Below are 26,350 nucleotides of genomic sequence, written 5' to 3'. Positions count from 1 at the left end.
CACTCTTAAAGTCGGTCAAACGGAAGCTAATCACCATTAGCGAATGTTGGTATCGGTGGTTGCGTGTCCACGATTGAACCTATCAGTCGGATTGCGTTGTGCAGTTGATCTCCTTCGACTGCCGATCTTGTCGTGGCGCGCAAGTGCGCCGCGGCGAAGTAACCCGTGCCGATCGTGCGCCTGCGTTGTTCGAGTCTTGGTGGTTCTGTGGTGAGCTTGGCTTTTGATTGTCAGCAGACTATCGAGATCGCGTATTGACGTTGTTGCAGACTCGACACGATTCGAACGCGTGAGCTCCAGAGGGGTCCCTATGCACTTGAGCTATGCGAGCATCTCAGCTGTTTACGCAACGCTTAACCACTTGCAGCCGCGATGCGCCACCGCATGGAGCGAACTCTCCAGTTCTATTACGACGTTGCCGAAACGGATGTCGTCGATTGGATCAGCCAAGTTTCTTGAGTGGCGTCGAGATCGCGTCGGCGGCGAGCGATTTTTGGCCACCGTGGTGAAGTGCCCCCATTGTGCCCCAAGTCGTTCGGGGCACACCCTAGGGAACGGATCCATTAAATCATTGATTGTAAAGGAGAATGGTGGACGCACAAGGGATCGAACCTTGGACCTCTCCCGTGTGAATCTAGCGCGCAGGTATAGCCGCTGGGTGCAAACAGGACGAATCGTAACCGTTTGTCACGAGGTTGTATGATGATGGAGGCGAACATGCGCCCCTTTTCGAATTTCCGCGAATTCGGCCGCTTTCGCCCGATACCGAGGTTCGTAGCCCTTTCAATGTATGTGTTTTAGAGAGTAAGAGCTGAACTCGCGGTGGCCTCATGAACTGCCCTATGCAAAGGATTGGATGAGATATCGTAGGTTTGGTTGGTGTAGGGAAAGGCGGTAGCGCTCCCCCGCTACCAAAGCTGCGATTTCCTACGCTTCTCTACGATTGTCTACGCTTTGTTCGATTTCCCGTGACTACTTTCCTTAGACGGAAGCATTCAAACGTGCAGTAAGCAATAGGCAGTCGTGGTCTCGGCGTGGAGCGCCGCTACGCGCTCATCTGCGCGAGCGCCCGGTCCTCGCGCGGCAGGTCGAGCCGCTCCCAGACATCGATCAGCGCCTTGGCGAGCGCGTCGATCATGCCATCGTCGTGATGTGGCGAAGGCGTGATCCGCAGGCGCTCCACGCCACGCGGCACGGTCGGGTAGTTGATCGGCTGGATGTAGATTCCATGTTTGGTGAGCAGGAGGTCGCTTGCCGCCTTGCAGTTCTCCGGATCGCCGACGAGGACCGGTATGATGTGCGTCTCAGTCGGCATGACCGGGAGCCCGGCCGCCACAAGCACGGCCTTCGTGCGCGCCACGCAGTACTGATGCTGCTCGCGCTCGCGGTTGGAACTCTTGAGGTGGCGGATCGCCGCGGCTGCAGCGGCACAAATTGCCGGCGGAAGTGCTGTAGTGAAAATGAAGCCAGGCGCGTATGATCGCACCGCATCGATCAGCGCGGCATCGCCCGCGATGTATCCGCCAAGACAGCCGAACGCCTTGGCAAGCGTCCCCTCGATGACGTCGACGCGGTGCGCTGCGCGCTCGCGTTCTGTGATACCGGCGCCGCGCGGGCCATACAGGCCGACCGCGTGCACCTCGTCGCAATAGGTTATCGCCTCGTAACGCTGAGCAAGATCGAAAATTCCGTTGATGGGGGCGACATCGCCATCCATGGAATAGAGGCTCTCGAAGACGATCAGCCTCGGCCGTTGGGGCTCGGTCCGCTTGAGCAGCTCTTCGAGGTGGCCGAGATCGTTATGGCGCCAGATATGCTTCTCCGTTCCGGATTGGCGGACGCCCTCGATCATCGAGTTGTGGTTGAGCGCGTCGGACAGGATCACGCAGCCGGACATTAGCCGGGCAATCGTCGCAATGCCGGCCTGGTTCGAGACATAGCCGGATGTGAACACGAGCGCCGCCTCCTTGCCGTGCAGGTCGGCCAACTCGCGCTCAAGCTCGACCAGTGGATGACTGGTGCCGGCGATGTTACGCGTGCCGCCCGCGCCGGTGCCCATGCGGATCGTGGTTTCGACCATGGCGCCGATCACGCTCGGATGTTGCCCCATGGCCAGGTAGTCGTTGGAGCACCAGATTACGACGCTACGCGGGCCTGCGGGCGAGTGCCAGATGGCGTGGGGATAGCGCCCGGCGATGCGCTCAAGATCAGCAAAGACGCGGTAGCGCCGTTCGTCCCGCAGCCGCGCGAGGGCACGAAGGAAATAGCCGTCGTAATTCATGACAGCCTCCCGATTGCGACGTCTCAGATGTCCGTGCGACATCCCTGGTCAGGACGCGCTCTCATTGCGTTGGTCGACCCTGATGACTGGCATTCTCGCGAGCCTTTGCGATGGCGCTGCGCACCGCCTCGGCAATGCGCTCGCCTGGCGTGTCGGCGTCAAAACCGCGCACGAATTTGCCTTCAGCGTCCATCAGGTAGAGGTAGGTGCTGTGGTCCATGACGTAGTCATCGGCGCCTGGCCCGTTCTTACGGGGTGCGTAGTAGACGCCATAATCCTGGGCAACGGCAGCGATCTGCTGTGGCGTGCCGGTGAGCCCGACGATCTTCGAATCAAATGATTGGGTGTAGTTCCCCATAACCGTCGGCGTGTCGCGCTGCGGATCGACTGTGATGAACAACGGTTGCAGCTTGTCGGCGTCGGGGCCGAGCTTCTCGAGCGTGGCGGAAATCTCAAGGAGCGCCGTCGGGCAGCTATCGGGACACGAAGTGAAGCCGAAATAAACCAGAAGCCATTGCCCACGGTAGGTCTGCTCGGTGACTGCCGTGCCCTCAGGTGAGGTGAGTGTGAACGGGCCGCCGATCGTCACCGGCAAGTTGGCTGCGCCCACGAGCGGTTGGCTCAACACCAACGCGGTCGCGACAGCAATGCCGAAAGGGATTGCCCGTCCGAGGTCCGAAAATATGGAACGGCGACGCATCAATGCCTCCCCGCGGCGGCGGTTGGCCGCCACAAACTTCCCTCCCGTTTCAGCGGGTATTTCTTAGACGATTTTTGCCCTCAGCGTTCATAAGCTTTGCTTAAGATCTCGCAAAGCAGTTCTGATTTTCCTAGTCCCTGCAAATGGCGGTTAGCTCTCGACGAGTTTTCCTGCGGACATCAAAGATCAACACCAAAGATCAAGAGAGTGCTGCGATGACTGGCTTAGTCGTTAAGTGGCTGATCGGGGCGTCGTCGATGGTCGCGGCGGTGGCAACGCCGCTCCCAACCCAAGCCTACGAAGCTGCCGCGGTTACGGGTGGCGGATCGATCACCGGCAAGGTCGTCTTCAACGGAACCCCCGGCACCCGCAAGGTCATTCCGACCAAGGACATCGAGGTGTGCGGTGGCCCCTTCGAGGAGACACTCATTCAGGTCGGGCCGGACAAGAGCGTACAGAATGCCGTCGTGTATCTGGCCGATATCGCGAAAGGAAAAGCCTGGCCGGCGGAAGCCAAGAAGCCGGAGATCGACAACAAGAAGTGCAAATTCGAACCTAGCATTCAGGTGATACGTGTGGGCGGCCTGGACGTCGTCAATAGCGACCCGATGCTCCACAACACGCACGGCTATTACGGCAAGCGCACGGTGTTCAACCTCGCGCTTCCCAACCAGGGTCAGCGAATTCCCGTCGAGTTGCCGCGGCCGGGCGAAGTGCGCATCGATTGTGACGCGCATGGCTGGATGGAAGCGTTTATCTATGTCGCCGACAATCCCTACTACGCCATCACCGGTGTCGACGGCAAATTCACCATCTCCGACATTCCGGCCGGAAACTACAAGCTGCTCGTGTACCACCCCTTCACCGGTCCGAATGAGCAAGCTGTTGCCGTTGCGGCGGGGAAGCCGAGCGATCTGAATATCGAACTGAAGAAGGGCACCTCCTTGATGCAAGGCGGCTCCGGCAAGTAACGGTTTTTTGCGGCTCTACTCGCGACAATCGAGCCGAAGAAGCAAGAAATGTGGTGACGTCGCGAACGGTCGGAACCCGCGTCGGGGAGAGGAGCGACGCTTTGTAGCGACCCATCGCAAGGGAGGAAACCTATGTCCGAGCTTGAGCGCGACCGGCGTGAAATAGCTGCGGTGCTCCAACAGCCCGGGGTGCATCCTGACCCCTCGCTGCGGATTACCCGGCGCACCTTTATTCACAAATCATGTCTGGTCGGGGCGGCGACCGTAGCCGAGACCTTCGCCTGGTGGCCGCTGCTCAACACTCTCGACGTCGCTTATGCGGCCGAGGCGCCGTTCAAGTTCGCCTGGATATCCGACACCCATCTCTATCCGAAGTCCCTCAATACGCGTTTCGTCGATAAGACGGTGCGTGCCGCCAAGGAGGTGCAGGCGATGAGTCCGCCGGCCGACTTCCTGATCTTTGGCGGCGACCTGGCTCAGCTCGGCAAGGTCGAGGAACTCGAGCTCGGCGTGGAGATCTTGAAAGAAATCAACATCCGCAAGGTCTACATTCCGGGCGAGCACGATTGGTACCTCGACATGGGTAAGAAGTGGGGCGAACTGTTCGGTCAGCCCAACTGGACATTTGACCATAAGGGCGTGCGCTTTGTCGGGCTCGACACCGTCAGTCGTGGTCCGGACTATTGGACGGCGAGGAAGATGAGTCCCGAGGAGCGCATGGGTCACATGGCCACGCTCGACGGCACCGTCGCTGGCCCGTGGGCGGGCGTCGGCCGCGATCAGCTCGACTGGCTGCAGAAAACGCTTGCCAATTGGGACCGGAACCGGCCGGTCATCATCTTCAGCCACAATCCGCTCTACGAGTACTATCCGCCGTGGAACTTCTGGGTGCGCGACTGGCGCGAGGTGAACGAGGTGCTCAAGCCCTACACCAAGGTCACCAACCTTCACGGTCACACGCATCAGGTGCTCTACAACGAGATCGGCACTATGCGCTCGATTGGCATGCTGGCAACCTCATGGCCTTGGCCTTACGCCCCGGAGGGGGTGCCGAAGTTGACGAAGCCGATGATTCGGGTCGACCCCGGCGATCACTTTGACGGGGTCGGTTGGGAGAAGATCAACGTCGACGCCCAGGACAAAGTCGACGTCGAATACATCATGTGGCGCAAGCAGGTGTTCGCGCAGTCTCCGGATGACTATGCGAAGAGCATTCCCGAGGTTATTCGGCCTCGGATCGCTGACAATATGTGGCCATACTAGGAGGAATGGGCATGACCGCGTCGATAACATGCCGTTTCATTCTGTTCCGCGCTGCCCCCGCGGTAGCGCTTGCCGTTCTGGTCGGCCCTGCGGGTGCACACAAGGACCCGGTGACGCCACAGCTGTTGGCCGCCTACCAGCAAGTGTTCATGGAGCAGGTCCGCAAGGGCGACCTGCTGTTCCACGGCGATGCTGCAACCGAGGAGGCGATGGGTGTCGTGTTGTCCAAAACGGGAATGGCATGCGCTATGTGTCATCCCATGACGGCCGATACCCACCCCGCCACCTTCCCGAAGTTCCAGGCGCAGATGGCCAAGTTCGCGACGCTGCGCGATATGATCAATTGGTGCATCGAGAAGCCCAACCAGGGAGAAAAGATCGCCGATGACTCGGACGCGATGAAGGCTTTGGAGGCGTACATCTACTGGTCGCAGACCGGCACGGTGTTGAACCCGGGCAAGTTCTGATTTCGACGCTGCGAAGCGGAGACTTCTAGCGCGGGTCATTGCTGTCGAAGCTGCATCCGCTTGAGAACAGGAGAGAATGCATTAGCAGACAGGCAAGGGGAATGCTCCATGGCGGATGTGTTTCCTGCTGAGAGACTGCGCGGCAGGTTCAGCGGGATCAATCTGGATGATCTGGTCGATTGGGTGGTTGTACGAACGTGGCTTTATTTCGGCATGTTCTGGCTCCTTGTCACGCCATCGATCGGCGTTGCTCTTTCAAGCCTCTTCAATCATCCCGATTATCTCGGCAACGAAATAGGGCTCACCTTCGGCAGGCTGCGGCCTGTGCACGTCAATGGCGTCATCTTCGGCGCCTTTTCGACGCTGTTCATCGGCGAATGCTATTACCTTGTGCCGCGCCTGTGTGGCGTCCGCGTGGTCTGGCCGCGACTGGGCGTTCCGCTGGCCTGGCTATGGAGTATCGCCGTTTTCGCCGGTCTGGTGTCGCTGGCATTCGGCCAGAATCACGGGCTCGAAGCCGGCGAACTTCCACTGTTCGCTGAAATCCCGATCTTCATCGTCGTCGCCACGGTGACCGCGCAATTCCTCATCACCATCGGGCAGCGACTGGAGCCGCCGCTTTATGTTGCGCTCTGGTACCTGATCGCCACCTTCATCTGGACGACGATGAATCTCGTCCTCGGCAGCTTTATCCTGCCCTACACGATTTCCGGCATCAACAGCGCGGCGTTCCACGGTTTGTACATCCACTACATCGTCGGGCTGTGGCTGACGCCGGCCGGCTATGTGCTGATCTACTATTTCCTCCCCGTTGCCGCGCACAATCCGCTGTTCGCGCACAAGCTCTCTCTGGTCGGCTTCTGGTCGCTCGCCCTGTTCTATCCGTTCGTCGGCATCCATCATTATCTCTACAGTCCAATCGCCGACTGGGCCGAAACGCTGGCGGTCATCACCTCGATGCTTCTCATCATTCCTGTGTGGACCGTTCTGGTGAATTTCTTCGGGACGATGACGGGCAAGTGGCACGAGTTCGGGCGGAACCTGCCTGCCAAGTTCCTGATCATGGGCTCGCTGATGTATCTCATCGGTTGCTTCCAGGGCTCGACCGAAGCCTTGCGCTCAATCCAGCAGCCCACCCACTTCTCCGACTTCGTCATCTCCCACTCGCATCTCACCGTATTCGGGACCTTCGTGGTCTGGGCGATGGGCGGTCTGGTCTATGTCTGGCCGCGGGCATTCAAGCGCGAGTTGTGGTCCTTCACGCTTGGCAATTGGTCGTTCTGGCTGATTACCGTCGGCATCTCCACCATGGGCCTGGTGCTGACCGCCGCTGGCCTGCAGCAGGGCTTTCAGTGGATGAGCGGCACCGAATGGCTTGATACCGTAGTGTGGATGCAGCCCTACTGGCTGGTGCGCACGATGTCTGGCATCAGCATGGACATCGGCATGTCTCTCTTGGTCATCAATTTGGCAATGACGGCGCTGACCAGTCAGGTCGTGGCCCGGGCGCCGGCGATTGAGCCCGGAGTGATCCCGGTTGGGAGGCCGGCCGAATGAGCGCGCATGACGACGGCACTCGGCCGCGTGGTGGAGAGGGCGAAAGCCGTGCCGCCCGGTGGCGGGCCTGGTTGCGCTGGCGCTGGAAGCCTGAAGCCATCAGCGCGCGCTTCGTCGCGCTGGTCGCCGGCATCATCTTCTTCTTCCTCGCCGTGCTTACCCAGGGCGTTCTCCCCTTCATCGAGCCATCGGCCCGTACCACCGAGGTGACTGCCGTCGTCCGTACCGATTACGGCCAGCTCAAATGGATGCTTAGCGACGCCACCGATTACACGCCGACGCAACAGCTCGGCCGCCAAATCTATCTGCGCGAGGGCTGCTGGTATTGTCATTCGCAGTATGTGCGCCCCGTAACGGGCGAGACGCGCCGCTGGGGCCCGGTGAGCGAGGCCGGCGAATACGCCTATGATGTGCCGCATCTGTTCGGCACCCGGCGCATCGGGCCGGACCTGACCCGGGTTGGGCTCAAATACAGCAACGAGTGGCATTTGGCCCACTTCTGGAATCCGCGCGAGCTATTGCCTGACTCGATCATGGCACCGTATCGGGCACTGTTCGAAACACCCCGGGATCCGGTCAAGATCGTCGATGACGGGGCCGGAAATCGCACGCTGGAAAATAATGCCATCACGCAAAAGCTGTTCGACTTCGAAAGCAAGGTGCAGATCAAACTCACCCCGAACGCCGCCGGGCTGCTGTTCGTCCCGTTGGAAGCACGCGATAAGGCCCCGGCGATCCTGATCCCGAACAACGAATATATCGGCAATACGGTCACGATCGCGGCCGAGACGAAAGAACTCGAAGGTCTGATCGCTTATCTGCAAAAGCTCGGCATGAACCGTGGCAAATGGCGCGACGTGTTCGAGCCGCAGCAGCTTGAGGTGACGCAGGCCACGCTGCCGCGCTCTTCCGAATGGATTGCCTATGGCCGGGTTGTCTATGAGCGGCGGTGTGTCGGCTGTCATGGCGTCAAGGGCGACGGGAACGGCCCCGCTGCGACGTTCCTGTATCGACAGCGGCCGCGAAGCTTTGCAGCGGCGGTCTTCAAGTTCAGGTTGACCAAGGAACCTGTTCCGACCGACGGTGATCTCTTGCGCACAATCACGCGGGGCGTGCGCGGCACCGCCATGCCGCCCTGGTATGAGCTGCCGCTTACGGATCGGCTCGCGGTCATCCAATATATCAAATATGAGCTTGCGGTCGATCGCTCCGATCCGGCGAAGCCGTATTCGTTTTTCATCGAGGAACCGCCGGGCGCTCCCTTATATATTCCGCAACCGCCGGTCCCATCGCAGCAGATCCTCGCGCGCGGCAAAGAGGTCTGGCGAATCGCCAAATGCTGGGAGTGCCATGGCAATACCGGCAAGGGTGACGGCGAAAAGGCTGCCGGCTTGAAGGACGATCTCGGCTTTTCGATCCCACCCGCCGATCTGACCACCGGTCAGTTCAAGTCGGGTCCGGCGGTCGAAGACATCTTCCGGACCATGACGACCGGATTGAGCGGTACGCCAATGCCTAATTATCGCGACTCGCTACCAGAGGAAGACCGTTGGGCGCTCGCCTATTACGTGCTCTCGCTCTCCGCCTTCACGGATCCCATCACGGGTGAGCCGCTCCCGATCGCGTCCGCCGATCGCACTGCGCTCAACGATCCCAAACTGCAAGCGGACACGCCGGACAAAGCCTATATTCCGAACGGGCGCGCGCAGAGGACCGGCAGCTCGAAGGCGGCGCGTGGCAGTTCGCGTGGGGAGGCCGCGGCCAAACAACCTTGAGCGGCCGCCAGGGAGAATGAACCATGATCACCAATTTCGAGATCGTCGGCCCCTATCTCGCCGCGTTGATGATGAGCCTCGGTGCGGTTTGCATCTTCGTTTGGGGCGTATTCTCGGGCGCGTTCCATGGGGCAGATGAAGCAGCTTTACGATTCTATCAAAGGGAGGTCGGCGATGACGGACCTGCAGCAGAGCGACCCGGAAAGCCCGACGCACCCCAAGCTGGAGGTGCGTGAGAGCTCGCCTCCGGAACTGGAGGAATATGCTGGCGGCACTATTCAGGCTCGCGTTGGGTATATCCCGGTGTGGCTGCTTGTCACCTACGCGGTCCTGTTCGCCTGGGGCCTGTACTACATGTACGCCTATTGGGGCGGCGTTGGGCCGGGGCGGCCTGACTAGGCCCGCTGAATCCGGGGACTGGTTAGGGGACTCGTTAGAGGGAGAGCGGACATGCTGGCAGCGAAGATTATTCTCGTGGCCGCGGGCCTGAACCTGCTGTTCCTGGCGGGCGAACTGGCCATGAACGTGGTGCTGATTTCCCTGCGCTGAGGGAGGAGACCATGCTGGAAAACACGGCTTTCTTGTTTGCTGATGCAGGCCCGTCCCAAGTCATCGCCTTCCTGATCTATGGGACCTGCACCATCGGCTTCTGCGCCTGGCTGATTTACCTCGTTCGAGAATAAGGGATGGCGCAGCCGAAGCGTGGACTCACGAGTAAGCAAGGCGTCTGCGATGATCGCCTATGTTGTCATTTTCGCAGCGGGGTTCGCCGGCAGCTTTCACTGCATCGGTATGTGCGGCGGGTTCGCCTGTGCGCTGGGCAGCGATCCGCAGGGACGCGGTGCGACAGTTCTGCGCCATCTGCTATATAATACGGGTCGATTGACAACGTACTGCTTTCTCGGTGGGCTCGCGGGTGCCCTCGGCCAGGTCATATGCACGCCGCAGGGAACGACAGTCCCGCTGCTGAGCGGTCCGCTTGACAGCGGTCAGCGAATTCTCACGATCCTCGCCGGACTACTGATGATCGCCATGGCGCTGCAGTTTTTTGGCCTGCTGCCACGCCTGCATCGCATCACGCCCAGCTCCGGCGCGGGTACCCTCGCGGCATCCCTGCGTAGCCTGTTGACAGCGCCGGGACATGCCGCCCCGCTCGCGTTTGGCGTATTCAACGGCTTCCTGCCGTGTCCGCTGGTCTACGCCTTTGCCGCGCAGGCAGCGAGCACGGCCGGGGCGCTGCACGGCTTCCTTACCATGGCCGCTTTCGGGCTCGGGACCTTTCCCGCGTTGTTGCTGACGGGAGGCGTCGGCCAAGCACTTGCGCCAGCGTGGCGGCAGCGTGGCGTCTGGCTGGCCGGCAGCTGCATTTTACTGCTCGGTCTCGTCACCCTCGGCCGCGGCGTCCTCCCTTTCGCCGCGCACCTCGCGCATGGCTGGCCAGGAGGATATCCCGCATGACGGCACAGGACCGTACACTTTGCAGCCATTGCCTGTTACCTATCGGGCGGCGGGCAATGCAACACTCCGTGAACGGTGAGGCTTGCGTATTCTGCTGCTACGGCTGCCGTATTGCCTACCAGGTGAAGAACGGCAAAAACGAGGAGTGGGAGGCCGCTTGGCTGCTGATTCGGCTCGGTGTCGGCGGCTTTCTCTCCATGAATATCATGCTGTTCAGCCTGCTCCTGTACAGCGACGCCTTCAGCGGCGCGGATGCGGAGATGCTTCCCTGGATTCATCTCCTGCTCTGGCTGTTCGCCACACCTGCGGTAATCATTCTCGGCGGACCGTTTCTGCGCGAGACTTGGCTCAACGGCAGGGAGGGGCGCCTGACCTCCTCGGCACTCATCGTGCTCGGCGTCGGCGCCGCCTACCTTTATTCCGCTTTTGCCACCATCGAGGGCAGCCCGCACGTTTACTTCGATACGGCCACCATGGTGCTGATGCTGTTCACCGCGGGCTACTATCTCGACGCCGCCGGGCGTGCACGGGCGGCGCGTGACCTGCAGCCGCTCTTGGCCGCGGAAAGTGAGTGGGCCACCGTCGTCATTGGCGACGGAGAGTACCGCCGGCCGGTGCGCGAGGTTGCCGCAGGTGTGCTGGTTCGAGTTCGGCCGGGCGAACGCATTCCCGTCGACGGCGTGATCATGGAGGGCGAATCGCACACCGACGAGGCCCTGATCACAGGCGAAAGCCGGCAGATCGCCAAGGGCGTCGGCTCGCATGTGATCGCCGGCAGCATCAATCTTGACGGGCCGCTCCTGATCCAAAGCAGCGGCGTGGCAAATGCGACCCGCTGGGCGCAGATTTGTCGATCGGTACGGGATGCATTGATCCGCCGCAGCCCAAGCCAGCGTCTCGCCGACAACATTGTAGGCGTCTTCGTGCCGATCATTCTCGTGCTGGGCATTGGAGCGTCCGTGTACTGGGCGCGGCACTTGCCGTTCGACCGTGCGCTATTGATCGGCCTTGCGGTACTGGTGGTGGCCTGTCCCTGCGCAGTCGGGCTGGCGGCACCGATGGCCACCTCGCTGGGCATCGGACGGCTGGCCCGACACGGCTGCCTGGTGCGCGACCCGGCCGCGCTTGAGGCGCTGGCGCGCATCAGGCTGATCGCCTTTGACAAGACCGGCACGCTCACCTCGGGTCAGGCGCGCGTTGTCGCTATCGACAGCGATGGAACCAGCGCCGATGTGGTGCTCGCGCATGCCGCCGGACTGGAGCGCCATTCCGAGCATGGCTTGGCCCGCGCTATCGCTGCAGCGGCAGCTGCGCGCGGGCTCGAGCCAGTCGCCATCCACGACGTTCGAGTCGTGCCGGGGCATGGCATCCGTGGCAAGTCGGACGGTCGGATCGTAGCGGCAGGCAGCGCCGCATTGATGCGGGAGTTGGGTTGGTCGCTCACGCCAAATCTGGCTGAGTACGGGAGACGGCGTGAAGCGAGCAGCCATTCCGTAGTCTATGTCGGCTGGGGCGTGCGGGCATATGCTGTGCTTTCACTTGACGATACGCCGCTGCCGGAGGCGCACTCGACCGTCGAAGCGCTGCGCCGCCGTGGGGTGCGCGTGACGCTGTTGACCGGCGATCTTCCGGCAGCCGCAGTGCGGATTGCCGCTGCGGTCGGAATTGAGAGCGGCGATACCGAGGCGGGCCTCACACCCGAGGCCAAACGTGCGGCGCTGGAACGCCGCCGGCGTGACCATGGCATGGTAGCGATGGTTGGCGACGGCCTCAATGACGCGCCGGTGTTGGCCGGAGCCGATGTCGGGATCGCCGTCGGTTCGGCGACGGACCTCGCTCGCGAGGCCGCAGCGGTCGTGCTCCCACCCGGGGGGCTACGGACGCTGCCGTGGGTGATCGACGTCGCTCGCGCAGTTCGCGTGACCATTCTCACCAACCTAGCGTGGGCGTTCGGTTATAATCTCATCGCCATCGGGCTGGCGATGGTCGGAGTCCTCCAGCCAGTGCTGGCGGCGGCGGTGATGGCCGGCTCAAGCATCATCGTCGTCCTGAATTCGCTGCGGCTGGAGCGGCTGCCCGAACCAGTTCCATCCGCCGCGGCGGAGAGCGCTCCTGCACCTCGCAGCGCGGCCGTTGCGGTCAACAATGAAGCCCTTCAAGCGGGTTGAGCCGCGGCTAGTGCCTATTTGAAGTTTCCACCGGAGTTGCTGCGAGCTCATCTCAGAAACTTCAAATCAGAAAGCGGCATAGCCGAACGTGTCACGCGTAAAGGCAGTGTACCAGCTTTGCGCCTCGAGCGCGGTCCGGTGGCGGGTTTCGCGGCTTTCCTGCACCTGGCTGACGAAGTTGTCGACGATCTTGATCGTTCCGGCCGCTGGCTTGAAGCTGACGGCATTGCTCACCGCATCGTCGGGACTAAGAAAAGTATAGCAACTGTTGAACAAGTGGGGCGGAACGCGCTCAGATCCGATAAGGGCCGCGGCGATAGCAAATGCACAAGCCTTGGCCTGGCTATTCGCAACGAACGCCGATTTCGGCATGTCGCCGGCACTGCTCGCATCGCCCACCACATGGATTCCCGGCTGTAGCTTCGATTCGAACGTTATGGGATCGATCGGGCACCAGCCAGATTGATCCACGAGGCCGTTTTGCTGCGCGAACTGGCCGGCCATTTGCGGGGGTATGACATTTGCGACCGCGGCCTTGAATGTCTCGCTCGCAGTCTTGACTGATCGCTCCTTCACGTCGATGGCCTTTATTCCACCGGTAAATTGGGCAGGTAGCCATTCGATCATACCCCGATAGTGTCGCTCCCACGCATCCAGAAATAGATCCTGCGCGTTGAAGCTATCTTTCGCATCGAGGATCAGAATCCTCGATCGCGGCTTATGCTGTTTGAAATAATAAGCAACCAGGGAGGCACGTTCGTATGGGGCGGGCGGACAGCGGAACGGGTTAGGGGGCGCAACGAGCACGAAGACGCCGCCATCCTCCATGCTTTCGAGCTGCCGTCGCAGCAGCTGCGTCTGCAGGCCTGCGTTCCAGGCATGCGGGATGACCTGCGTTGCCGCCTCGTCATACCCTTCGAGGGCCTCGTAATTGAACGCGATGCCAGGAGCAACGACGACGCGGTCGTAAGGCAAATTTGGACCACTCTTGAGCCCGACGGTCTTTGCGACCGGATCAACCGCTGCCACGGATTCATGAATAACATTGATGCCATATCGTTGCGCCAGCGTCGTATAGCCATGCGTAAGCGACTCGAGCGAGCATAGCCCGGCGAGATAGAGGTTGCTGAAAAAGCAGGTCGTATAGTTCGGATTTGGCTCAACCAGAGTGATCTCGATCGTTGGCGCGCTGGCGGCCAAGTACTTGGCGGCCGTGGCACCGCCGATGCCGCCGCCGACGACGACAACCCTTGCCTTGGCCTCGCTTGCTACCAATCGAGGGTTGAGCGCCGCGAGGGCCATCGTTCCCGTCAAGTAGCCGAACTCTCGACGCGTCCGGGACTTCATGGCCTAGCCTGCCTGTTCAGCGCTGCAAGATAGCGCGCCACGATCACGATTTCTTCATCGCTGAGCGACAGGGCGACGGCGCGCATGATATGGCCCGGGCGCTCACGCGATCTGTACGCAAGCATTGCGCGGGTGAGCATCTCCGGACTCATGCCGAGGATCGTCGGAATACTACCATCGCCGCCATCCAGACGATGGCAGGACGCGCACATCGCGGCGAGTTGGGCTCCACCATTGCGGCCCGCTGCCTGGCTGGGATCGGCGAAAGTAATGAACGAACCTGCAGCAATGGAAGCGGCGATGATTTTGCGCATGTTGAGTCCGGCTCCATCCCCGTATCTGCGATCGCCGATCCCTTTGCTCATGGCGTGAAATGGAGCATGGCAACATCACTACAACAACATTAGGCGACAGTGAGCTGGTGCTCCAATACATAGATGCCGCCGCCATCCTCCTCCCAAACGAATTCGAGCCGGCCGCTCTCTGTCGCGCGCAAGTAGAACTCGATAAAAGGATTCGCCGCCATGGCTTCGTGGAGATCGACGCTGAACACCACGACGCCATTGTGGCGGCAAGTAAACTTGTTGACGATCTTGCGCGGGATGACGTTGCCTCGGTCATCGTGCCGCAACCCGGTCTCCATCGGATGGCTGATCAGGGTCTTGACCGGAAACACTTCACCGCTCGCGGCGGCGCTTGGCACTTGTACACGGGGTGTCGGAGCGAACATTCCGCACCTCCTTCCGGGATGTCATTTGCATCCGTTGGTGGCGACCTCGACCCAGGTCTCGGTCATCAGCAACGTGCCGTCGTTCATCTCCGCCACCGCCAGAACATATTGCGGTTCGGCAAGGCGAATGCGCGTCGACACGCGGGACTCGCTGCGTTGCGGGACGAAATGAAACGTGGCGACCTCAATTAGCGGGTTTCGTGGCGCCAGCACAGAAACGTGCCTGACGTGATCGGCTTCCGTCATGGGACTATCGATCGCGAGCGTAAGCGGCACCGTATAGCCGTTCGGAAAGACCTGCGGCATGATCAGATGCAGACGATCCGATGCGATCGGGGTCTTTCCGGTCAGCTGCTTCACGAGTTTCCCCGCGTCGTCGCTCGGCGGCGATGTTGAGGCAAGGGCGGCGCTAGCAATTCCGGCGCTCCCGGCAATGGCGGCGCTCAAGACGCTTCGGCGCGTAATGCCGACTGGCTTTTTCTTCTCCAACGCGAGATCCTCCCTACCGACAGGTGGAACTCTCGAAGTGGGCGCTCGATATCTCTGGACGCTGAAATCTTACCATGGGAGTTCTCGCAAGACGATCCCTTCTCGCTGCTGCTACAACCGTCGGCGCGGCCCCGACATTGACGGGCTCACCCGACAGCCGCGCTGCAGGCGGTCGTGTGCGCGATCGCGATCGGCTCAGAATTCCATGTCGCCGCGATGGTGGTCGTGGTCATGGCCCGGCAAAGGTGGAGGCGGCGGCGTCGGCAGCTCGGCAACCATGACCTCAGTGGTGACGAGTAGGCCGGCGACCGAGACCGCGTCCTGCAGCGCGGTGCGTACCACCTTGGTTGGATCGATGATGCCCCTGGCGACTAGGTCGCCGTACTCGCCGGTCTGGGCATCATAACCCCAGTTGTACTGCTCCTTCTCCAGGATCTTGCCGATCACCACCGAGGCGTCGTCGCCGGCGTTTAGTGCTATCTGGCGCGCTGGCCAACAGACTGCCTTCTTGACGATGTCAACGCCGTGCTTCTGGTCCTCGTTGGCTGGCTTTACCCGGGCGAGCACCTTGGCGGCGCGGAGCAGGGCCACGCCGCCGCCCGGCAAAATGCCTTCTTCAACCGCGGCGCGCGTCGCATGCATCGCGTCGTCGACGCGATCCTTGCGCTCCCTCGCGTCGATTTCGGTCGCCCCGCCGACATGGATCACTGCCACCCCGCCGGCGAGCTTGGCGAGCCGCTCCTCTAGCTTCTCGCGGTCATAGTCGGAGGTGGTCTCCGCGATATGCTGCTTGATCTGGTTGATGCGGGCCTCGATGTCCTCCTTCTTGCCGGCGCCGCCGACGATCGTGGTGCTTTCCTTGTCGATCACTACCGTTCTGGCGCGGCCGAGCATGTCGAGCGTGGCGTTCTCAAGCTTCATGCCGAGATCTTCCAAGATGGCGGTACCACCGGTAAGGATGGCGACGTCTTGGAGCATCGCTTTGCGGCGATCGCCAAAGCCGGGCGCTTTCACCGCCGCGACCTTGAGCCCGCCGCGCAGCTTATTGACCACGAGAGTGGCGAGTGCTTCGCCTTCGACCTCTTCCGCGATAATGAGCAGCGGCTTACCTGTCTGCGCCAGGGCTTCCAACAGTGGCAGGAGTTCCCGCAGGTCCGAGAGCTTCTTCTCATATGCGAGGACGTAGGGATTCTCCATCTCCACCTGCATCTTGTCGGCATTGGTGATGAAGTAGGGCGAGAGATAACCTCGATCGAACTGCATGCCCTTGACTACATCGAGCTCAGTCTCAAGCGACTTCGCTTCTTCGGCCGTGATCACGCCCTCATTGCCTACCTTTTTCATGGCCTCGGCCAGCAACCTGCCGATTTCGGCGTCGCCATTGGCGGAGATGGTACCGACCTGCGCGATCTCGTCGTTGGAAGTTATCTTCTTCGAGTTCCTCTTGAGATCCTCGACGACAGTCTCGGCCGCAAGGTCGATGCCGCGCTTCAGGTCCATCGGATTCATACCGGCGGCAACTGCCTTGGTGCCTTCGCGAACGAGGGAAGCCGCCAGCACTATTGCAGTGGTTGTGCCGTCACCGGCGACATAGGAGGTCTTGCTCGCGACCTCGCGAACGAGCCGCGCCCCCATGTTCTCGAATTTGTTCTCAAGCTCGATATCTCCGGCGACCGTCACACCGTCCTTGGTAATGCGGGGTGCGCCAAACGACCTTTCCATTACCACGTTGCGGCCCTTGGGCCCGAGCGTCACCTGCACCGCGTTGGCGAGAATGTCGACACCGCGCAGCATGCTTTCACGCGCCCTACCGGAAAATGCGATTTGCTTGCCTACCATGGATGGTTCCCGATTTGATCAGGTGACCTCGCCGGCGCCGAGGGCGTCCAAGTCCGAATGCGGTCTCCCTTGTCCGCACAACAGCGACCCTCGGAGCGTGCACGTGCGGCGCGCTCGCGCTGGTGATTTCAACCCACACGATTTCAAGCCGTCCAATGTTTTAAGCTAGCGGCCAAAAAGCCAATCAAATTGCTTTGCCGCGGCATTAAGAATATCTTATCGGGGTGATCACGACCCGGCAGCTATGTTATCTTGATGCGCTTGCCCGTCATCAACATTTCGGACGAGCCGCGGCGGAGTGTTGTGTCAGCCAGCCCGCTCTTTCAATGCAGATCCACGAACTGGAGGGGCTTCTCGGAATAGAGTTGATCGAGCGGCGCCCGGGCGCGCCGATGTTCACCGAACTTGGCATCGAGATCGCGCAACGCGCCGGAGTGATCCTTGGTGCAGTGCGCGACCTGACAGACTTGGCTCAACACAGAGCCAAGGTGCTGAGCGGAACGTTGCGCCTTGGCGTCATCCCGACGCTGGCGCCGTATATATTGCCGCGGTTGCTTCCGCAACTGGAGCTCGGGTATCCCGATCTGCGCCTTGATTTGGTGGAAGCACAGACCAAGGTGCTGCTCGCGGATCTCGAGCGTGGCGCTCTCGAAGTATTGTTGTTGGCGTTGCCGCTGAAGGCGGCCGCGGTTGAAGTTTTCCATCTCATGAGGGACCGCTTCCTCTTTGCTGTACCCGCCGACGACCCTCTTCCGGAAACGGTGCGCGTGACGCCCGGCGAGGTGAAGAAGCGTAAGCTTATTCTGCTGGAAGAAGGCCATTGTCTGCGAGATCAGGCGCTCGAATATTGTGTCAAGGGGCGTTGGACTGTGACCTCGAGCCTCAGTGCAACGAGCCTTGCAACGGTCATGCAGATGGTGGCGAGCGGGTACGGCGCCACGCTAGTTCCAGAAGTCGCGGCCGATGTCGAGTTGCGCGACGACCGAGTAAAGCTCCTTCGTTTTGTTGAACCACAGCCCGGCCGCAGTATCGGGCTGGCGTGGCGCCGGACGTCTCCACGCAAGGCCGACTTCCTTGCGCTTGGTCAGATGGTGAAGAACGCGCTGAACGCGCCCGTCCGGCAGCAATGTATCCGCCACGAGCGCACCGACCTGCGAACGAAAATCTAGTAGAAAGCAGTCGGGGTCCAGTGAAACCGCGCAAGGCGCTGTCACAGTGCCGTCGCCAACACGATGTCGTACGGAACAACCTCGAGGCAGGAGTTGTCATCGGCGCCGAGGAAGGCGAAAAGCCTTGCAATAAACCCATCATGCGGAAGATTGAAGAGGGTATCGTAAGTTCGGCTGGTGTGGAGAGAAGCGGCAGCGCTTCCTGACTCGAACCCCGACGGCCCATAACAGGTCATGCACGTTGGGTAGCGGTTTGCAGCCTATTGAAATAGCCCGGCTCCGGAGCTCTCGCGGGCGATGCGTGTCATTCCGACGAAGGAAAAACCTATTGTGTCTTCGATGCAGGTTGAACGACACATTTGTCGGAGTGGACATTGATATCTCGGTGAAATCATACGCCTCTTAATCAGCGGGTCTGTCGGAATCTGCGTCCGCGCACTTAGGCGCTCGCCAGTGCTTGTTGGGCGACGGTCTTGCGCCGGTCATCGATTTCGATCGATGTCCAAGGCGCGCCGCACAGCCAGATTGGCAATCTTGAAGATTGAAATCAGGGCGAGGATTTCGGGAGAGCACGCCGCCGAGGAAAGAGGCGTTCTGGATCGTTGCACCGTGAGCAACTCGCCAAGAGAACGCCGCAACGAAATCGCAACGAATTGGGTGAAACGACCGTGAACAAAACGAGACGGTATCGACCGTCACAGCAAGAAAAATCAATGGCTTAGAACACGTGCACTGCGTTCGGGACGCAGGGGCTTCTGCCTGCTACTCCCACCGTCCCCTTCAAGTTCAATATTTGTAGGCGCACCACAGCTATGCCCTCGATCTGAAGGCCGCGCTGAACAAGGATATCGGCGAGGATCTTGCGCCTTCGATGCAGAGCCGCAACGAAACCTCACTCCGGCTGAATGCTGGCGTCCTTTACAACCTTCGCCCATTTCTGGATCTCGGAGCGAATATGATCCGCGAATTGTGATGGCGCTCCGCCGACGGGTTCGACGCCCTGGTCCACGAAACGGCGCTTTACATCGTCCATTTTGAAGATGGTATTCATCTCGGCATTCAGCTTTTGCACGATCTCCGGCCGCATGCCTGCGGGCCCGACGATGCCGAACCACACGGTGACCTCGTATCCGGGAACGCCGGCCTCCGACACCGTCGGTACGTTTCCGGCGAGTGCCGCGCGTGTCTTGCTGCTGACGCCAAGCGCCCGCAATTTGTCGGCTTTAACCTGGGGCAATACGTTCGGCGTATTGTCGAAGGCGGTATCGATGTGCCCGCCGAGCAGGTCGTTCACCATCGGCGCGCTGCCTTTATAGGGAACGTGCACGATGTCGATCCCGGTCATGCTCTTGAACAATTCCATCGAGAGGTGGTTGGACGAGCCGATACCGGTGGAGCCATAGCTGACCTTGCCGGGATTCTTCCTCGCGTAGTCGATCAACTCCTTGACGGAATTGATCGGCAACGAGGGCTTAACAACGAGAAGGTTTTGCGTCTGACCCGCGAGGATCAGCGGGGTGAAGTCCTTCACCGTATCGTAGGGAAGATTTTTGTAGATGCTGGGATTGGCGCCGAAGGGAAACGCCACGCCGAGCAGGGTGTAACCGTCAGGCGCGGCCTTGGCGACGCCTTCGGTGCCGAGCAGCGTGCCGCCGCCCGGCCGGTTCTCGACCACAACCGGAACGCCCCAGGCTTCCCCGAGCTTCTGCGATACGATCCGTGCCAGCGTGTCGTTGAATCCGCCGGGCGGGTAGGGAACGATGTAGCGGATGGTCCGGTTCGGGTAGTTGTCCGGATCGGCCGGCATCGAGGCGGTCTGCGCCGACGCGGCGGTGACGCCGACCAGGAGAATGAGGAGCGCGCGGCAGGCGAAGTGAACAAGACGGCGTGCGCTCGACGTAACTTCAGCCCGCAGCGTGTCAGACATAGCATGGTCCCTCGATCAGTGGATGCGCGTTGATGAAAGCTTCATCGATCTCGACGCCAAGCCCGGGTGTTTCCGACGGCTTGACGCACCCGTCGGCGTCGAGCGTGTAGGGGATGCCGCCAACCTCGTCGCGGAACGGGTTGTGCCTGGCGACATCGCCCTCAAAGTATCCGGGGAGATCGACGGCCGCGAGCACGTTGATGGTCGCGGCCATGTTGATGCCGGTTGCCGAGGTGTGCGGATTGAACGACAGCTTCCACGCATAGGCCATGCCGGCGATGCGGACCGCTTCGGTGACGCCGCCGGTCTTGGACAGATCCGGCTGCACGTAGCTCACGGCGCCGTCTTCAATCAGGCGCGTGAACTCGAAGCGGGTGTAGTGGTTTTCGCCGGCCGCCAGCGGCGTGGTGCCGAGCGATGCCGCCGTCAGATAGGAGCGGTAGTCCTGCGCCGGGAACGGTTCTTCGAGCCATCCGATCTGCAGCTCTTCATAGGCCGGCATCACGCGGCGCACGTCATCGACGGTGTAGCCGGTGTTGGCGTCGACCAGGATCTCAGTGGCGTCTCCGACCGCTTCGCGGACGGCGGTGGCGCGGGCGACATCGTCGCGGGGGTTGTCGCCGACGCGAAGTTTTATCGCCCGATATCCCTGCGCGACATAGCCGAGGGCTTCCTGCGCGAGCGATTGCGGTTCCTGCCAGCCGAGCGAAATGCCCCCTGCATAGGCCTTGATAGGTTTTGAAGCGCCGCCGAGCAATTTGTATAGCGGCCAGCCGGCGGCCTTGGCCCTGATATCCCACAGTGCGAGATCGAGGCCGCTCAAGGCCATCGCGGCGGCATATCCCATGCCGTGGCTCGCCAATTGCATCTGGTAGACGCGCTGCCAGACGCCAACGACGTTCATCGCATCCATACCGACGACGAGTTCGGAGATCGTGGTATCGATCAGTTTGGCGATCGCGCCCGGGCAGCGGCCGTGATGGGCCTCGCCCCATCCGGTCAGGCCTTCATCGGTGGTGACCTTTACCAGCACCGCGTCGCGCTTGACGGCGCGGCCGATGCCCAGCCTGACGTTCTGGCCCTCCGGTACGCGGTAGGAGATCGGAACGGCCTTGATCGATGTAATGCGCATGTTGGACCTCATGCCGCCTTGTAGGCGGGATTGACAAGATTGAGCGGCTGTTCGCCGCGCAGGATACGAAGCATTTCCTCGGCTGAGCCGACTGCCATTGCGCGGCCGCTGGTGGCGGTGATCCCCGCGGTATGCGGCGTCAGCAGCAGGTTTGGACAATCGAATAGGACATCGTTCGACGGCAATGGTTGCACCTCGAACACGTCGAGCGCCGCACCGCCGATCTTCCGCGAGCGCAGCGCATCGATGAGGGCAGACGTCTCGATCACGGCGCCGCGCGAGACATTCACCAGCACGGCGGACGGCCGCATCCGCCCGATCAGATCGCGGCTGACCAGGCCCCGGGTCTCGTCGGTCAGCGCGCAGCAGACCGCGATCGCGTCGCTGCGTGCGAACAGGTCTTCAAGCGAGACTTCCTCGATGCCGGCGGGCAGCGATCCCTTGCGGCGGGACGTGCCGAGGACCGTCATGCCGAAACCGTCGCGTGTGATATTCGCAATGCGGCGGCCAATGGTACCGACCCCGAGGATGCCGAGCACCGACCCGCTCAATTCGGTCAGGCCGTCCGCGGCGGCGCGGGAAGCCGCCCAGCCTTCGCTGCGCAGGCGTCCATCCACCCGCTGCAAAGGCCGGCGCAGATGCATCAGGGCCGACATTACGTATTCGGCCACCGCGTTGGTGTTGCTTCCCGGCAGGTTGGCCACCGCGATGCCGCGCGCGGTGGCGGCGGCGACCGGGATGAAGTCGAGACCGACGCCGTGGCGGACGATGCCCTTCAGGCGCGGCGCATGACCGACGATGTCGTCGGGCAGCTTGGCACGCACGATGATCCCGTCGGCATCGCTGGCCCATTCGCGCAAGGTTTCCGGCCGTGCATCGGGCGGGACGATCAGGCTGACATGCGGTGCGAGTATAGCTTCGCCATCGGGATGCATCGCGTTGGTCAGCAGGACGATTGGTTTGTCAGGCATCTGGTGCAGGTCCCTCGATAATCGGATTCTGCAGGCGGCCAAGGCCCTCGACCTCGACTTCGACGGTCGAGCCTGGCTTGAGCCACGCCGGCGGCTTGTGCAGAGCGGCCACGCCGGCCGGTGTGCCGGTGGCGATGATGTCGCCGGGCTCGAGCGCCTGCAGGGCGGATAGATAGGAGACCAGATCGGCGACGTCGAACAGCATGTCCCGCGTCGAACCGGACTGCAGCGTACGGCCGTCGACTTTCAGCGACACCGCCAGCACGTGAGGGTCCTTCACTTCGTCGCGCGACGCGAGATACGGCCCGAACGGCGCAAACGTCGCAAAATTCTTGCCGCGGTCGAAATGGCCGTCGGCTTTGATGATCTCGCTGGCGCTGATGTCGTTGAAGCAGCCATAGGCAACGACGTGATCGAGCGCCCGGTCCTTGCCGACATTCTCGGCGCGGGTGCCGATCACGGCGGCAAGTTCGGCTTCATAGGTGACGCCGCCGATCCCCGTCGGCAGCACGACCGCCTGTCCGGCCCCGGTAATCGTTCGCGGCGCTTTCACGAACAGCACCGGTTTCTCCGGCGGCGCCATGCCGCGCTCGGCCAGCGCATCGCGGTAATTATGCGCAATGCCGAAGATACGTCGCGGCTCGGGTAACGGTGCCGTCAGCGTGACGGAGCTGATCGGAAGTTTTGCGTCCTCTGCCAGGCCGTGCACGCGGATACTTTCCACCGCACCGGGGAGGCCAGATCGTGCCCGCCTCGGATCGCCTGACAGTGGAAGCGAGGGTCGCGCCGCAGGATATCGATCAGGTCAAGATCGGACAGGCCGCAGGCTTGCGCTTTTCTGCCTTCAACCAGCGCACGACACCGGAGATTAGCGGTACCGTCAGCCGCGTCTCGGCAGATGTGACTACTGAGCAAAGAACCGGCATGACGTTTTACACGGCGCGGATTGCGATAGAGCCGCATGAAATCGCGCGTCTCGGCGACGTCAAGCTGGTGCCGGGAATGCCGGTCGAGGCCTTCATCAAGGCCGGCGATCGTACAGTGGGTTCCTATCTGACCAAGCCGCTATTGGACCATGTGGCGCGGGCATTTCGCGAGCGCTGATAGCAAATTTGTTCAGAAATCGGGTAGGCGAATGCAAGCTTTGGATGGTTCCAACAGCAGCTAGCCTTGTAATGTAGCGCCCTCTGTCTTTTTATCGTTCGCCATCAGTATGAACTGGCTAGCTGACCTTCGACCTGTCAGAACCTTTTGCGGGTTCCAGCACTTGGGTAGGATGGGCCGGGGCCCTGGACGGGGGATATGATGACGGGACTTGCTCAACTGGCAGTAACACCACGTGACCGCTTTCTTGAGATAGCAAAAAAGAGCTCGCCGCCTTCGAGCGACGGGAGCGCGAATTTTCCAAGAGGAGCGTGAAGAGCTGCAGAACTGCGGAGCCGCTCCGACAAGAGTGCCCGCTCGTTAATCTCGAGGCCCGGGCGCGTCTGCTGAACTTCAGATTCAGGACACTAGCGTCTCGGCGCGCTTCATGGTGCGAACAACAGATAGCCCAGCGTCGAACCTCGCTCATTGAGGCTAGATACCTGCTTGCCTGATGATGCGCGACATATGGCGGTTTCGGAAGAAACTCGCTCTCGGTGTTCGTTGGCGGTGTGGGCATGCTACGAGATCGCGATGATCTCAAGCTCCTGACCGGATGTGCCGACGACATCCCCAACAGCTTTGCCCATCAGAAGTCTTGCCACTGGTGATACGAAGGAAATCGAACCGGCCTTGGGGTCCGCTTCGTCCTCTCCCACAATACGATATTTCTGTACGCGCCCATCGTCTCGCCTGAACGTCACTGTGCTCCCAAAGGCGACAGTTTCATTTGACGTCGGATTGGGGATGACCTGAGCGGTCCGAACTCTCGCCGCAAAGTAGCGCACATCACGCAAAGGGGTTGCTGCTTGCCGCCGGCGCTCATTCACGTCTTCGATCTTCTGCGCGGTCTCGTACGCCTCGCGAGCCTGGTGGAGCTGAAATTCCAGAGCCTTTAATCCTGCTTCCGTAACAAGGTTCGGATGAGGTGAAACCGGGCGGTCGGGAAGCAAAGTCTCCGACGCAGTTTCGGCACTGTCTTCCTTGGTAAAGGCAACGCTCAGCTCAGGACTCCTTTTGAGGGAGATATGCAAAAAGCGGTTGGCGACAAGAGCGCGGACTCGTCAAAGGAACTGCAGCGCAACGCTCAGCGACTTCTACGAATCATATACCCCGGAGCGAGACGGCGCCATTATCAAGTTGTGTATCACTCGACAGAAGCCCCGTGGCAGTCTTCTGCTGCACATGCCACGGCTTGATGCATAGTATTTTCTGAGGGCGCGCCCGACCGTCGCATCATGGAGCCGAACTGCTGCAGCCTTGCTCCGCCGGCACTTCCTCGGCATTGGGGTCGCCCGGTGCCGTCGCCCAGGCCAGTTCGACGAGCGTTACGATCCGCTGACCGGCACCGTCGAGCTGGCAAACGATGAGACCCTGCTCCTCGATGTAGGCCAGCAGACGCCGTGCACGGCGCAACGAATGTGAGCCATAGGCGCGCGCAATCGCTGCATCGCCTGGGCAGGGCCAACCTTCCTTCGCGGCGCGGGCGATCATCATGAAGACGCCCTGCATGTCCTCCGGTAGAAGTGAGGCGCGCACCGAGACATCCTGCCACCCATCACCCTCTGCCACATCGGAGCCGAGCCCGGCGCGGGCGCGCGTCAGCATGCGACGGAAGTCACCCAGCTCCGGCACGGCCGAACCGAGGCCCTCTATTCGGCAGCGGACCACGAATTCCTGATAGAGGACGCCGATGGCACGGAATCCCGCGTCAGGTTCCGCCATGACGGCGCGCAGAATACGGTCTACTCGCTCACGCCGCTCCGCCAGTTCCTCAGCGCCGAGCGGCTGCTCCACCGCTTCGGGACGGATCTCCAGCGCCGCGGCTTTCGCCGCCATGAGTTGGCCGAGGAGGTCCGGCGGCGAGCGGCGCTGGGGCCGATTATTCTCGGGCGGCGGCGCTGCCAGGATGATGGCGCGTGCGTCCGGTGTCGCTTCCGGCAGAGGCATCAGGCGCGGGGTCGCGTTGCGCGGCGTGGTGTCCGTTGGACCAATGCGCAGCCCGAGCGGACGACGGGAGAGCGCCGGTCCCAGCGCCATGAAATGCCCGCGCTCCAGATCCCGGAAGGCCTCTGCCTGTCGCCGTTCCATGCCCAGAAGGTCGGCGGCGCGCGCCATGTCGATATCCAGAAAGGTTCGGCCCATGAGGAAATTGGACGCCTCGGCCGCGACGTTCTTGGCGAGCTTCGCCAGTCGCTGGGTGGCGATGACCCCCGCAAGTCCGCGTTTGCGGCCACGACACATCAGGTTCGTCATGGCGCCGAGCGAGAGTTTGCGCGCCTCGTCCGAAACCTCGCCGGCGACTGCCGGCGCGAAGAGCTGCGCCTCATCCACCACCACCAACATCGGGTACCAGTGGTCGCGAGCGACCTCGAAAAGCCCGCCGAGAAAGGCGGCGGCGCGCCGCATCTGGTTCTCAGCGTCGAGCCCCTCGAGATTGAGCACCGTGGAGACGCGATGGATGCGCGCGCGCTCGCCGGCGACCTGCAGGCCGCGCTCGGTATGGTCCTCGGCATCGATCAACAGGTGGCCGAAACGGTCGGCAAGCGCCACGAAGTCGCCTTCGGGGTCGATGATGGTCTGCTGCACCCAGGGGGCACTCTGTTCCAGCAGCCGGCGCAGCAGATGGGATTTGCCGGAACCCGAATTGCCCTGCACCAGCAGACGAGTCGCCAGCAGTTCTTCAAGGTCCAGAGTCGCCGGGGCGCCTGCCGTCGTGTGTCCCATCTCGATCGCAACGGTCATGTCTCGACTCAAAGTCTCCTTGCGGAGGCGGGCTTAACAACCTGATCGCAGTCCGTCGAGCGCCCATGGCCGACCACTCGGTGTTCTCCACGGCGTAGTCAAAGTTTTTCAAACGGTTAGAAGCCAGCGTGTGCACGACTTGTGCACCTCGCAGACACCATCAACGATAGCCAAGTTGCTTGCATATCGATGGGGGTGTTGCCCGTGCGTTACTCACT

At 61.5% G+C, this 26,350-nt stretch carries 23 protein-coding genes and 1 pseudogene; 11 read left to right on the top strand and 13 right to left on the bottom strand.

Going from position 1 to position 26,350, the window contains the following annotated elements:
* Positions 1–1,045 precede the first annotated feature (1,045 nt).
* Both hemA and IVA95_RS37655 read right to left on the bottom strand, forming a co-directional pair.
* Complete coding sequence (hemA, locus tag IVA95_RS37660; RefSeq protein ID WP_247515122.1) at positions 1,046–2,281, bottom strand: 5-aminolevulinate synthase; 1,236 nt, start codon at positions 2,279–2,281, stop codon at positions 1,046–1,048.
* Between the two features lie 61 nt (positions 2,282–2,342).
* The gene (locus IVA95_RS37655) at positions 2,343–3,014 is read right to left on the bottom strand and encodes an SCO family protein (protein ID WP_247515121.1); all 672 of its coding nucleotides are present in this window, start codon (positions 3,012–3,014) and stop codon (positions 2,343–2,345) included.
* Between the two features lie 224 nt (positions 3,015–3,238).
* On the opposite strand from IVA95_RS37655, the gene IVA95_RS37650 reads away from it, so the two are divergent.
* The 9 genes from IVA95_RS37650 to IVA95_RS37615 all read left to right on the top strand — a co-directional run bounded on the left by IVA95_RS37650 (position 3,239) and on the right by IVA95_RS37615 (position 12,640).
* Positions 3,239–3,952 carry a carboxypeptidase regulatory-like domain-containing protein gene (locus tag IVA95_RS37650; RefSeq protein ID WP_346658101.1) on the top strand — a complete coding sequence of 238 codons (714 nt, stop codon included), beginning with the start codon at positions 3,239–3,241 and terminating at the stop codon, positions 3,950–3,952.
* A gap of 132 nt (positions 3,953–4,084) precedes the next feature.
* Complete coding sequence (locus tag IVA95_RS37645; RefSeq protein ID WP_247515119.1) at positions 4,085–5,215, top strand: metallophosphoesterase; 1,131 nt, start codon at positions 4,085–4,087, stop codon at positions 5,213–5,215.
* Positions 5,216–5,226: 11 nt separating this feature from the next.
* On the top strand, positions 5,227–5,682 hold the full coding sequence (locus tag IVA95_RS37640; protein ID WP_247515118.1) for a hypothetical protein: 456 nt from the start codon (positions 5,227–5,229) through the stop codon (positions 5,680–5,682).
* A 108-nt stretch (positions 5,683–5,790) separates the two neighbouring features.
* On the top strand, positions 5,791–7,239 hold the full coding sequence (locus IVA95_RS37635; RefSeq protein WP_247515117.1) for a cbb3-type cytochrome c oxidase subunit I: 1,449 nt from the start codon (positions 5,791–5,793) through the stop codon (positions 7,237–7,239).
* Positions 7,236–9,014 carry a cytochrome c gene (locus tag IVA95_RS37630; RefSeq protein WP_247515116.1) on the top strand — a complete coding sequence of 593 codons (1,779 nt, stop codon included), beginning with the start codon at positions 7,236–7,238 and terminating at the stop codon, positions 9,012–9,014. The genes IVA95_RS37635 and IVA95_RS37630 overlap by 4 nt, the downstream gene beginning before the upstream one ends.
* A 23-nt stretch (positions 9,015–9,037) precedes the next feature.
* On the top strand, positions 9,038–9,250 hold the full coding sequence (locus tag IVA95_RS37625) for a hypothetical protein (RefSeq protein ID WP_161853373.1): 213 nt from the start codon (positions 9,038–9,040) through the stop codon (positions 9,248–9,250).
* Positions 9,251–9,574: 324 nt separating this feature from the next.
* Positions 9,575–9,697: a hypothetical protein gene (locus IVA95_RS38915; RefSeq protein ID WP_256470377.1), complete on the top strand. Its 123-nt coding sequence runs from the start codon at positions 9,575–9,577 to the stop codon at positions 9,695–9,697.
* Positions 9,698–9,746: 49 nt separating this feature from the next.
* Entirely contained in the window at positions 9,747–10,472 is a 726-nt protein-coding gene (locus tag IVA95_RS37620; protein WP_247515115.1) for a sulfite exporter TauE/SafE family protein, read from the top strand.
* A gap of 56 nt (positions 10,473–10,528) precedes the next feature.
* Positions 10,529–12,640, top strand: a complete 2,112-nt coding sequence (locus tag IVA95_RS37615) for a cation-translocating P-type ATPase (protein WP_247515114.1) — start codon at positions 10,529–10,531, stop codon at positions 12,638–12,640.
* A gap of 66 nt (positions 12,641–12,706) precedes the next feature.
* Here the strand turns inward: IVA95_RS37615 and IVA95_RS37610 are convergent, their stop codons facing one another.
* The 5 genes from IVA95_RS37610 to groL all read right to left on the bottom strand — a co-directional run bounded on the left by IVA95_RS37610 (position 12,707) and on the right by groL (position 17,045).
* Entirely contained in the window at positions 12,707–13,942 is a 1,236-nt protein-coding gene (locus IVA95_RS37610; protein ID WP_247515113.1) for an NAD(P)/FAD-dependent oxidoreductase, read from the bottom strand.
* Positions 13,943–13,983: 41 nt separating this feature from the next.
* On the bottom strand, positions 13,984–14,301 hold the full coding sequence (locus tag IVA95_RS37605) for a hypothetical protein (protein WP_247515112.1): 318 nt from the start codon (positions 14,299–14,301) through the stop codon (positions 13,984–13,986).
* Positions 14,302–14,390: 89 nt separating this feature from the next.
* A complete protein-coding gene (soxZ, locus tag IVA95_RS37600; RefSeq protein WP_247515111.1) occupies positions 14,391–14,717 on the bottom strand; it encodes a thiosulfate oxidation carrier complex protein SoxZ in 327 nt (108 codons plus the stop codon).
* Between the two features lie 21 nt (positions 14,718–14,738).
* Complete coding sequence (locus IVA95_RS37595; RefSeq protein ID WP_247515110.1) at positions 14,739–15,077, bottom strand: thiosulfate oxidation carrier protein SoxY; 339 nt, start codon at positions 15,075–15,077, stop codon at positions 14,739–14,741.
* A gap of 324 nt (positions 15,078–15,401) precedes the next feature.
* Complete coding sequence (groL, locus tag IVA95_RS37590; RefSeq protein ID WP_247515109.1) at positions 15,402–17,045, bottom strand: chaperonin GroEL; 1,644 nt, start codon at positions 17,043–17,045, stop codon at positions 15,402–15,404.
* 224 nt (positions 17,046–17,269) lie between these two features.
* On the opposite strand from groL, the gene IVA95_RS37585 reads away from it, so the two are divergent.
* A complete protein-coding gene (locus IVA95_RS37585; protein ID WP_247515108.1) occupies positions 17,270–18,214 on the top strand; it encodes a LysR substrate-binding domain-containing protein in 945 nt (314 codons plus the stop codon).
* Positions 18,215–19,106: 892 nt separating this feature from the next.
* Here IVA95_RS37585 and IVA95_RS37580 read toward each other — a convergent pair.
* The 4 genes from IVA95_RS37580 to IVA95_RS37565 are packed head-to-tail and all read right to left on the bottom strand — an operon-like array spanning position 19,107 to position 22,953.
* The gene (locus IVA95_RS37580) at positions 19,107–20,141 is read right to left on the bottom strand and encodes a tripartite tricarboxylate transporter substrate binding protein (RefSeq protein WP_247515107.1); all 1,035 of its coding nucleotides are present in this window, start codon (positions 20,139–20,141) and stop codon (positions 19,107–19,109) included.
* A complete protein-coding gene (locus IVA95_RS37575; RefSeq protein ID WP_247515106.1) occupies positions 20,134–21,273 on the bottom strand; it encodes a mandelate racemase/muconate lactonizing enzyme family protein in 1,140 nt (379 codons plus the stop codon). The genes IVA95_RS37580 and IVA95_RS37575 overlap by 8 nt, the downstream gene beginning before the upstream one ends.
* An 8-nt stretch (positions 21,274–21,281) precedes the next feature.
* Positions 21,282–22,244 (bottom strand): NAD(P)-dependent oxidoreductase, encoded by a 963-nt coding sequence (locus IVA95_RS37570; RefSeq protein WP_247515105.1) that lies wholly within the window; start codon positions 22,242–22,244, stop codon positions 21,282–21,284.
* A complete protein-coding gene (locus tag IVA95_RS37565) occupies positions 22,237–22,953 on the bottom strand; it encodes a fumarylacetoacetate hydrolase family protein (RefSeq protein ID WP_247515104.1) in 717 nt (238 codons plus the stop codon). The genes IVA95_RS37570 and IVA95_RS37565 overlap by 8 nt, the downstream gene beginning before the upstream one ends.
* A 32-nt stretch (positions 22,954–22,985) precedes the next feature.
* Between IVA95_RS37565 and IVA95_RS37560 the strand changes: the two are divergent.
* A pseudogene (locus IVA95_RS37560) lies at positions 22,986–23,348 on the top strand (HlyD family secretion protein); the annotation flags it as partial.
* Between the two features lie 560 nt (positions 23,349–23,908).
* Here IVA95_RS37560 and greA read toward each other — a convergent pair.
* Positions 23,909–24,391, bottom strand: coding sequence for a transcription elongation factor GreA (gene greA, locus IVA95_RS37555; protein WP_247515146.1), 483 nt, complete (start codon positions 24,389–24,391; stop codon positions 23,909–23,911).
* Between the two features lie 232 nt (positions 24,392–24,623).
* Positions 24,624–26,132, bottom strand: a complete 1,509-nt coding sequence (locus IVA95_RS37550; RefSeq protein WP_247515103.1) for an ATP-binding protein — start codon at positions 26,130–26,132, stop codon at positions 24,624–24,626.
* Between the last annotated feature and the right edge of the window lie 218 nt (positions 26,133–26,350).

It is taken from the genome of Bradyrhizobium sp. 157, assembly GCF_023073815.1.
Classification (GTDB): Bacteria; Pseudomonadota; Alphaproteobacteria; order Rhizobiales; family Xanthobacteraceae; genus Bradyrhizobium.
This window is presented reverse-complemented; position numbering and strand designations above follow the sequence as displayed.

What these genes read in the sequence shown, in the direction of transcription:
- IVA95_RS37635 (WP_247515117.1), top strand. Translation starts at nt 5,791, where the DNA reads ATGGCGGATGTGTTTCCTGCTGAGAGACTGCGCGGCAGGTTCAGCGGG.
- IVA95_RS37615 (WP_247515114.1), top strand. Translation starts at nt 10,529, where the DNA reads ATGCAACACTCCGTGAACGGTGAGGCTTGCGTATTCTGCTGCTACGGC.
- IVA95_RS37645 (WP_247515119.1), top strand. Translation starts at nt 4,085, where the DNA reads ATGTCCGAGCTTGAGCGCGACCGGCGTGAAATAGCTGCGGTGCTCCAA.
- IVA95_RS37605 (WP_247515112.1), bottom strand. Translation starts at nt 14,301, where the DNA reads ATGCGCAAAATCATCGCCGCTTCCATTGCTGCAGGTTCGTTCATTACT.
- IVA95_RS37640 (WP_247515118.1), top strand. Translation starts at nt 5,227, where the DNA reads ATGACCGCGTCGATAACATGCCGTTTCATTCTGTTCCGCGCTGCCCCC.
- soxZ (WP_247515111.1), bottom strand. Translation starts at nt 14,717, where the DNA reads ATGTTCGCTCCGACACCCCGTGTACAAGTGCCAAGCGCCGCCGCGAGC.
- hemA (WP_247515122.1), bottom strand. Translation starts at nt 2,281, where the DNA reads ATGAATTACGACGGCTATTTCCTTCGTGCCCTCGCGCGGCTGCGGGAC.
- IVA95_RS37630 (WP_247515116.1), top strand. Translation starts at nt 7,236, where the DNA reads ATGAGCGCGCATGACGACGGCACTCGGCCGCGTGGTGGAGAGGGCGAA.
- IVA95_RS38915 (WP_256470377.1), top strand. Translation starts at nt 9,575, where the DNA reads ATGCTGGAAAACACGGCTTTCTTGTTTGCTGATGCAGGCCCGTCCCAA.
- groL (WP_247515109.1), bottom strand. Translation starts at nt 17,045, where the DNA reads ATGGTAGGCAAGCAAATCGCATTTTCCGGTAGGGCGCGTGAAAGCATG.
- IVA95_RS37620 (WP_247515115.1), top strand. Translation starts at nt 9,747, where the DNA reads ATGATCGCCTATGTTGTCATTTTCGCAGCGGGGTTCGCCGGCAGCTTT.
- IVA95_RS37625 (WP_161853373.1), top strand. Translation starts at nt 9,038, where the DNA reads ATGATCACCAATTTCGAGATCGTCGGCCCCTATCTCGCCGCGTTGATG.
- IVA95_RS37610 (WP_247515113.1), bottom strand. Translation starts at nt 13,942, where the DNA reads ATGGCCCTCGCGGCGCTCAACCCTCGATTGGTAGCAAGCGAGGCCAAG.
- IVA95_RS37575 (WP_247515106.1), bottom strand. Translation starts at nt 21,273, where the DNA reads ATGCGCATTACATCGATCAAGGCCGTTCCGATCTCCTACCGCGTACCG.
- IVA95_RS37570 (WP_247515105.1), bottom strand. Translation starts at nt 22,244, where the DNA reads ATGCCTGACAAACCAATCGTCCTGCTGACCAACGCGATGCATCCCGAT.
- IVA95_RS37550 (WP_247515103.1), bottom strand. Translation starts at nt 26,132, where the DNA reads ATGACCGTTGCGATCGAGATGGGACACACGACGGCAGGCGCCCCGGCG.
- IVA95_RS37650 (WP_346658101.1), top strand. Translation starts at nt 3,239, where the DNA reads ATGGTCGCGGCGGTGGCAACGCCGCTCCCAACCCAAGCCTACGAAGCT.
- IVA95_RS37580 (WP_247515107.1), bottom strand. Translation starts at nt 20,141, where the DNA reads ATGTCTGACACGCTGCGGGCTGAAGTTACGTCGAGCGCACGCCGTCTT.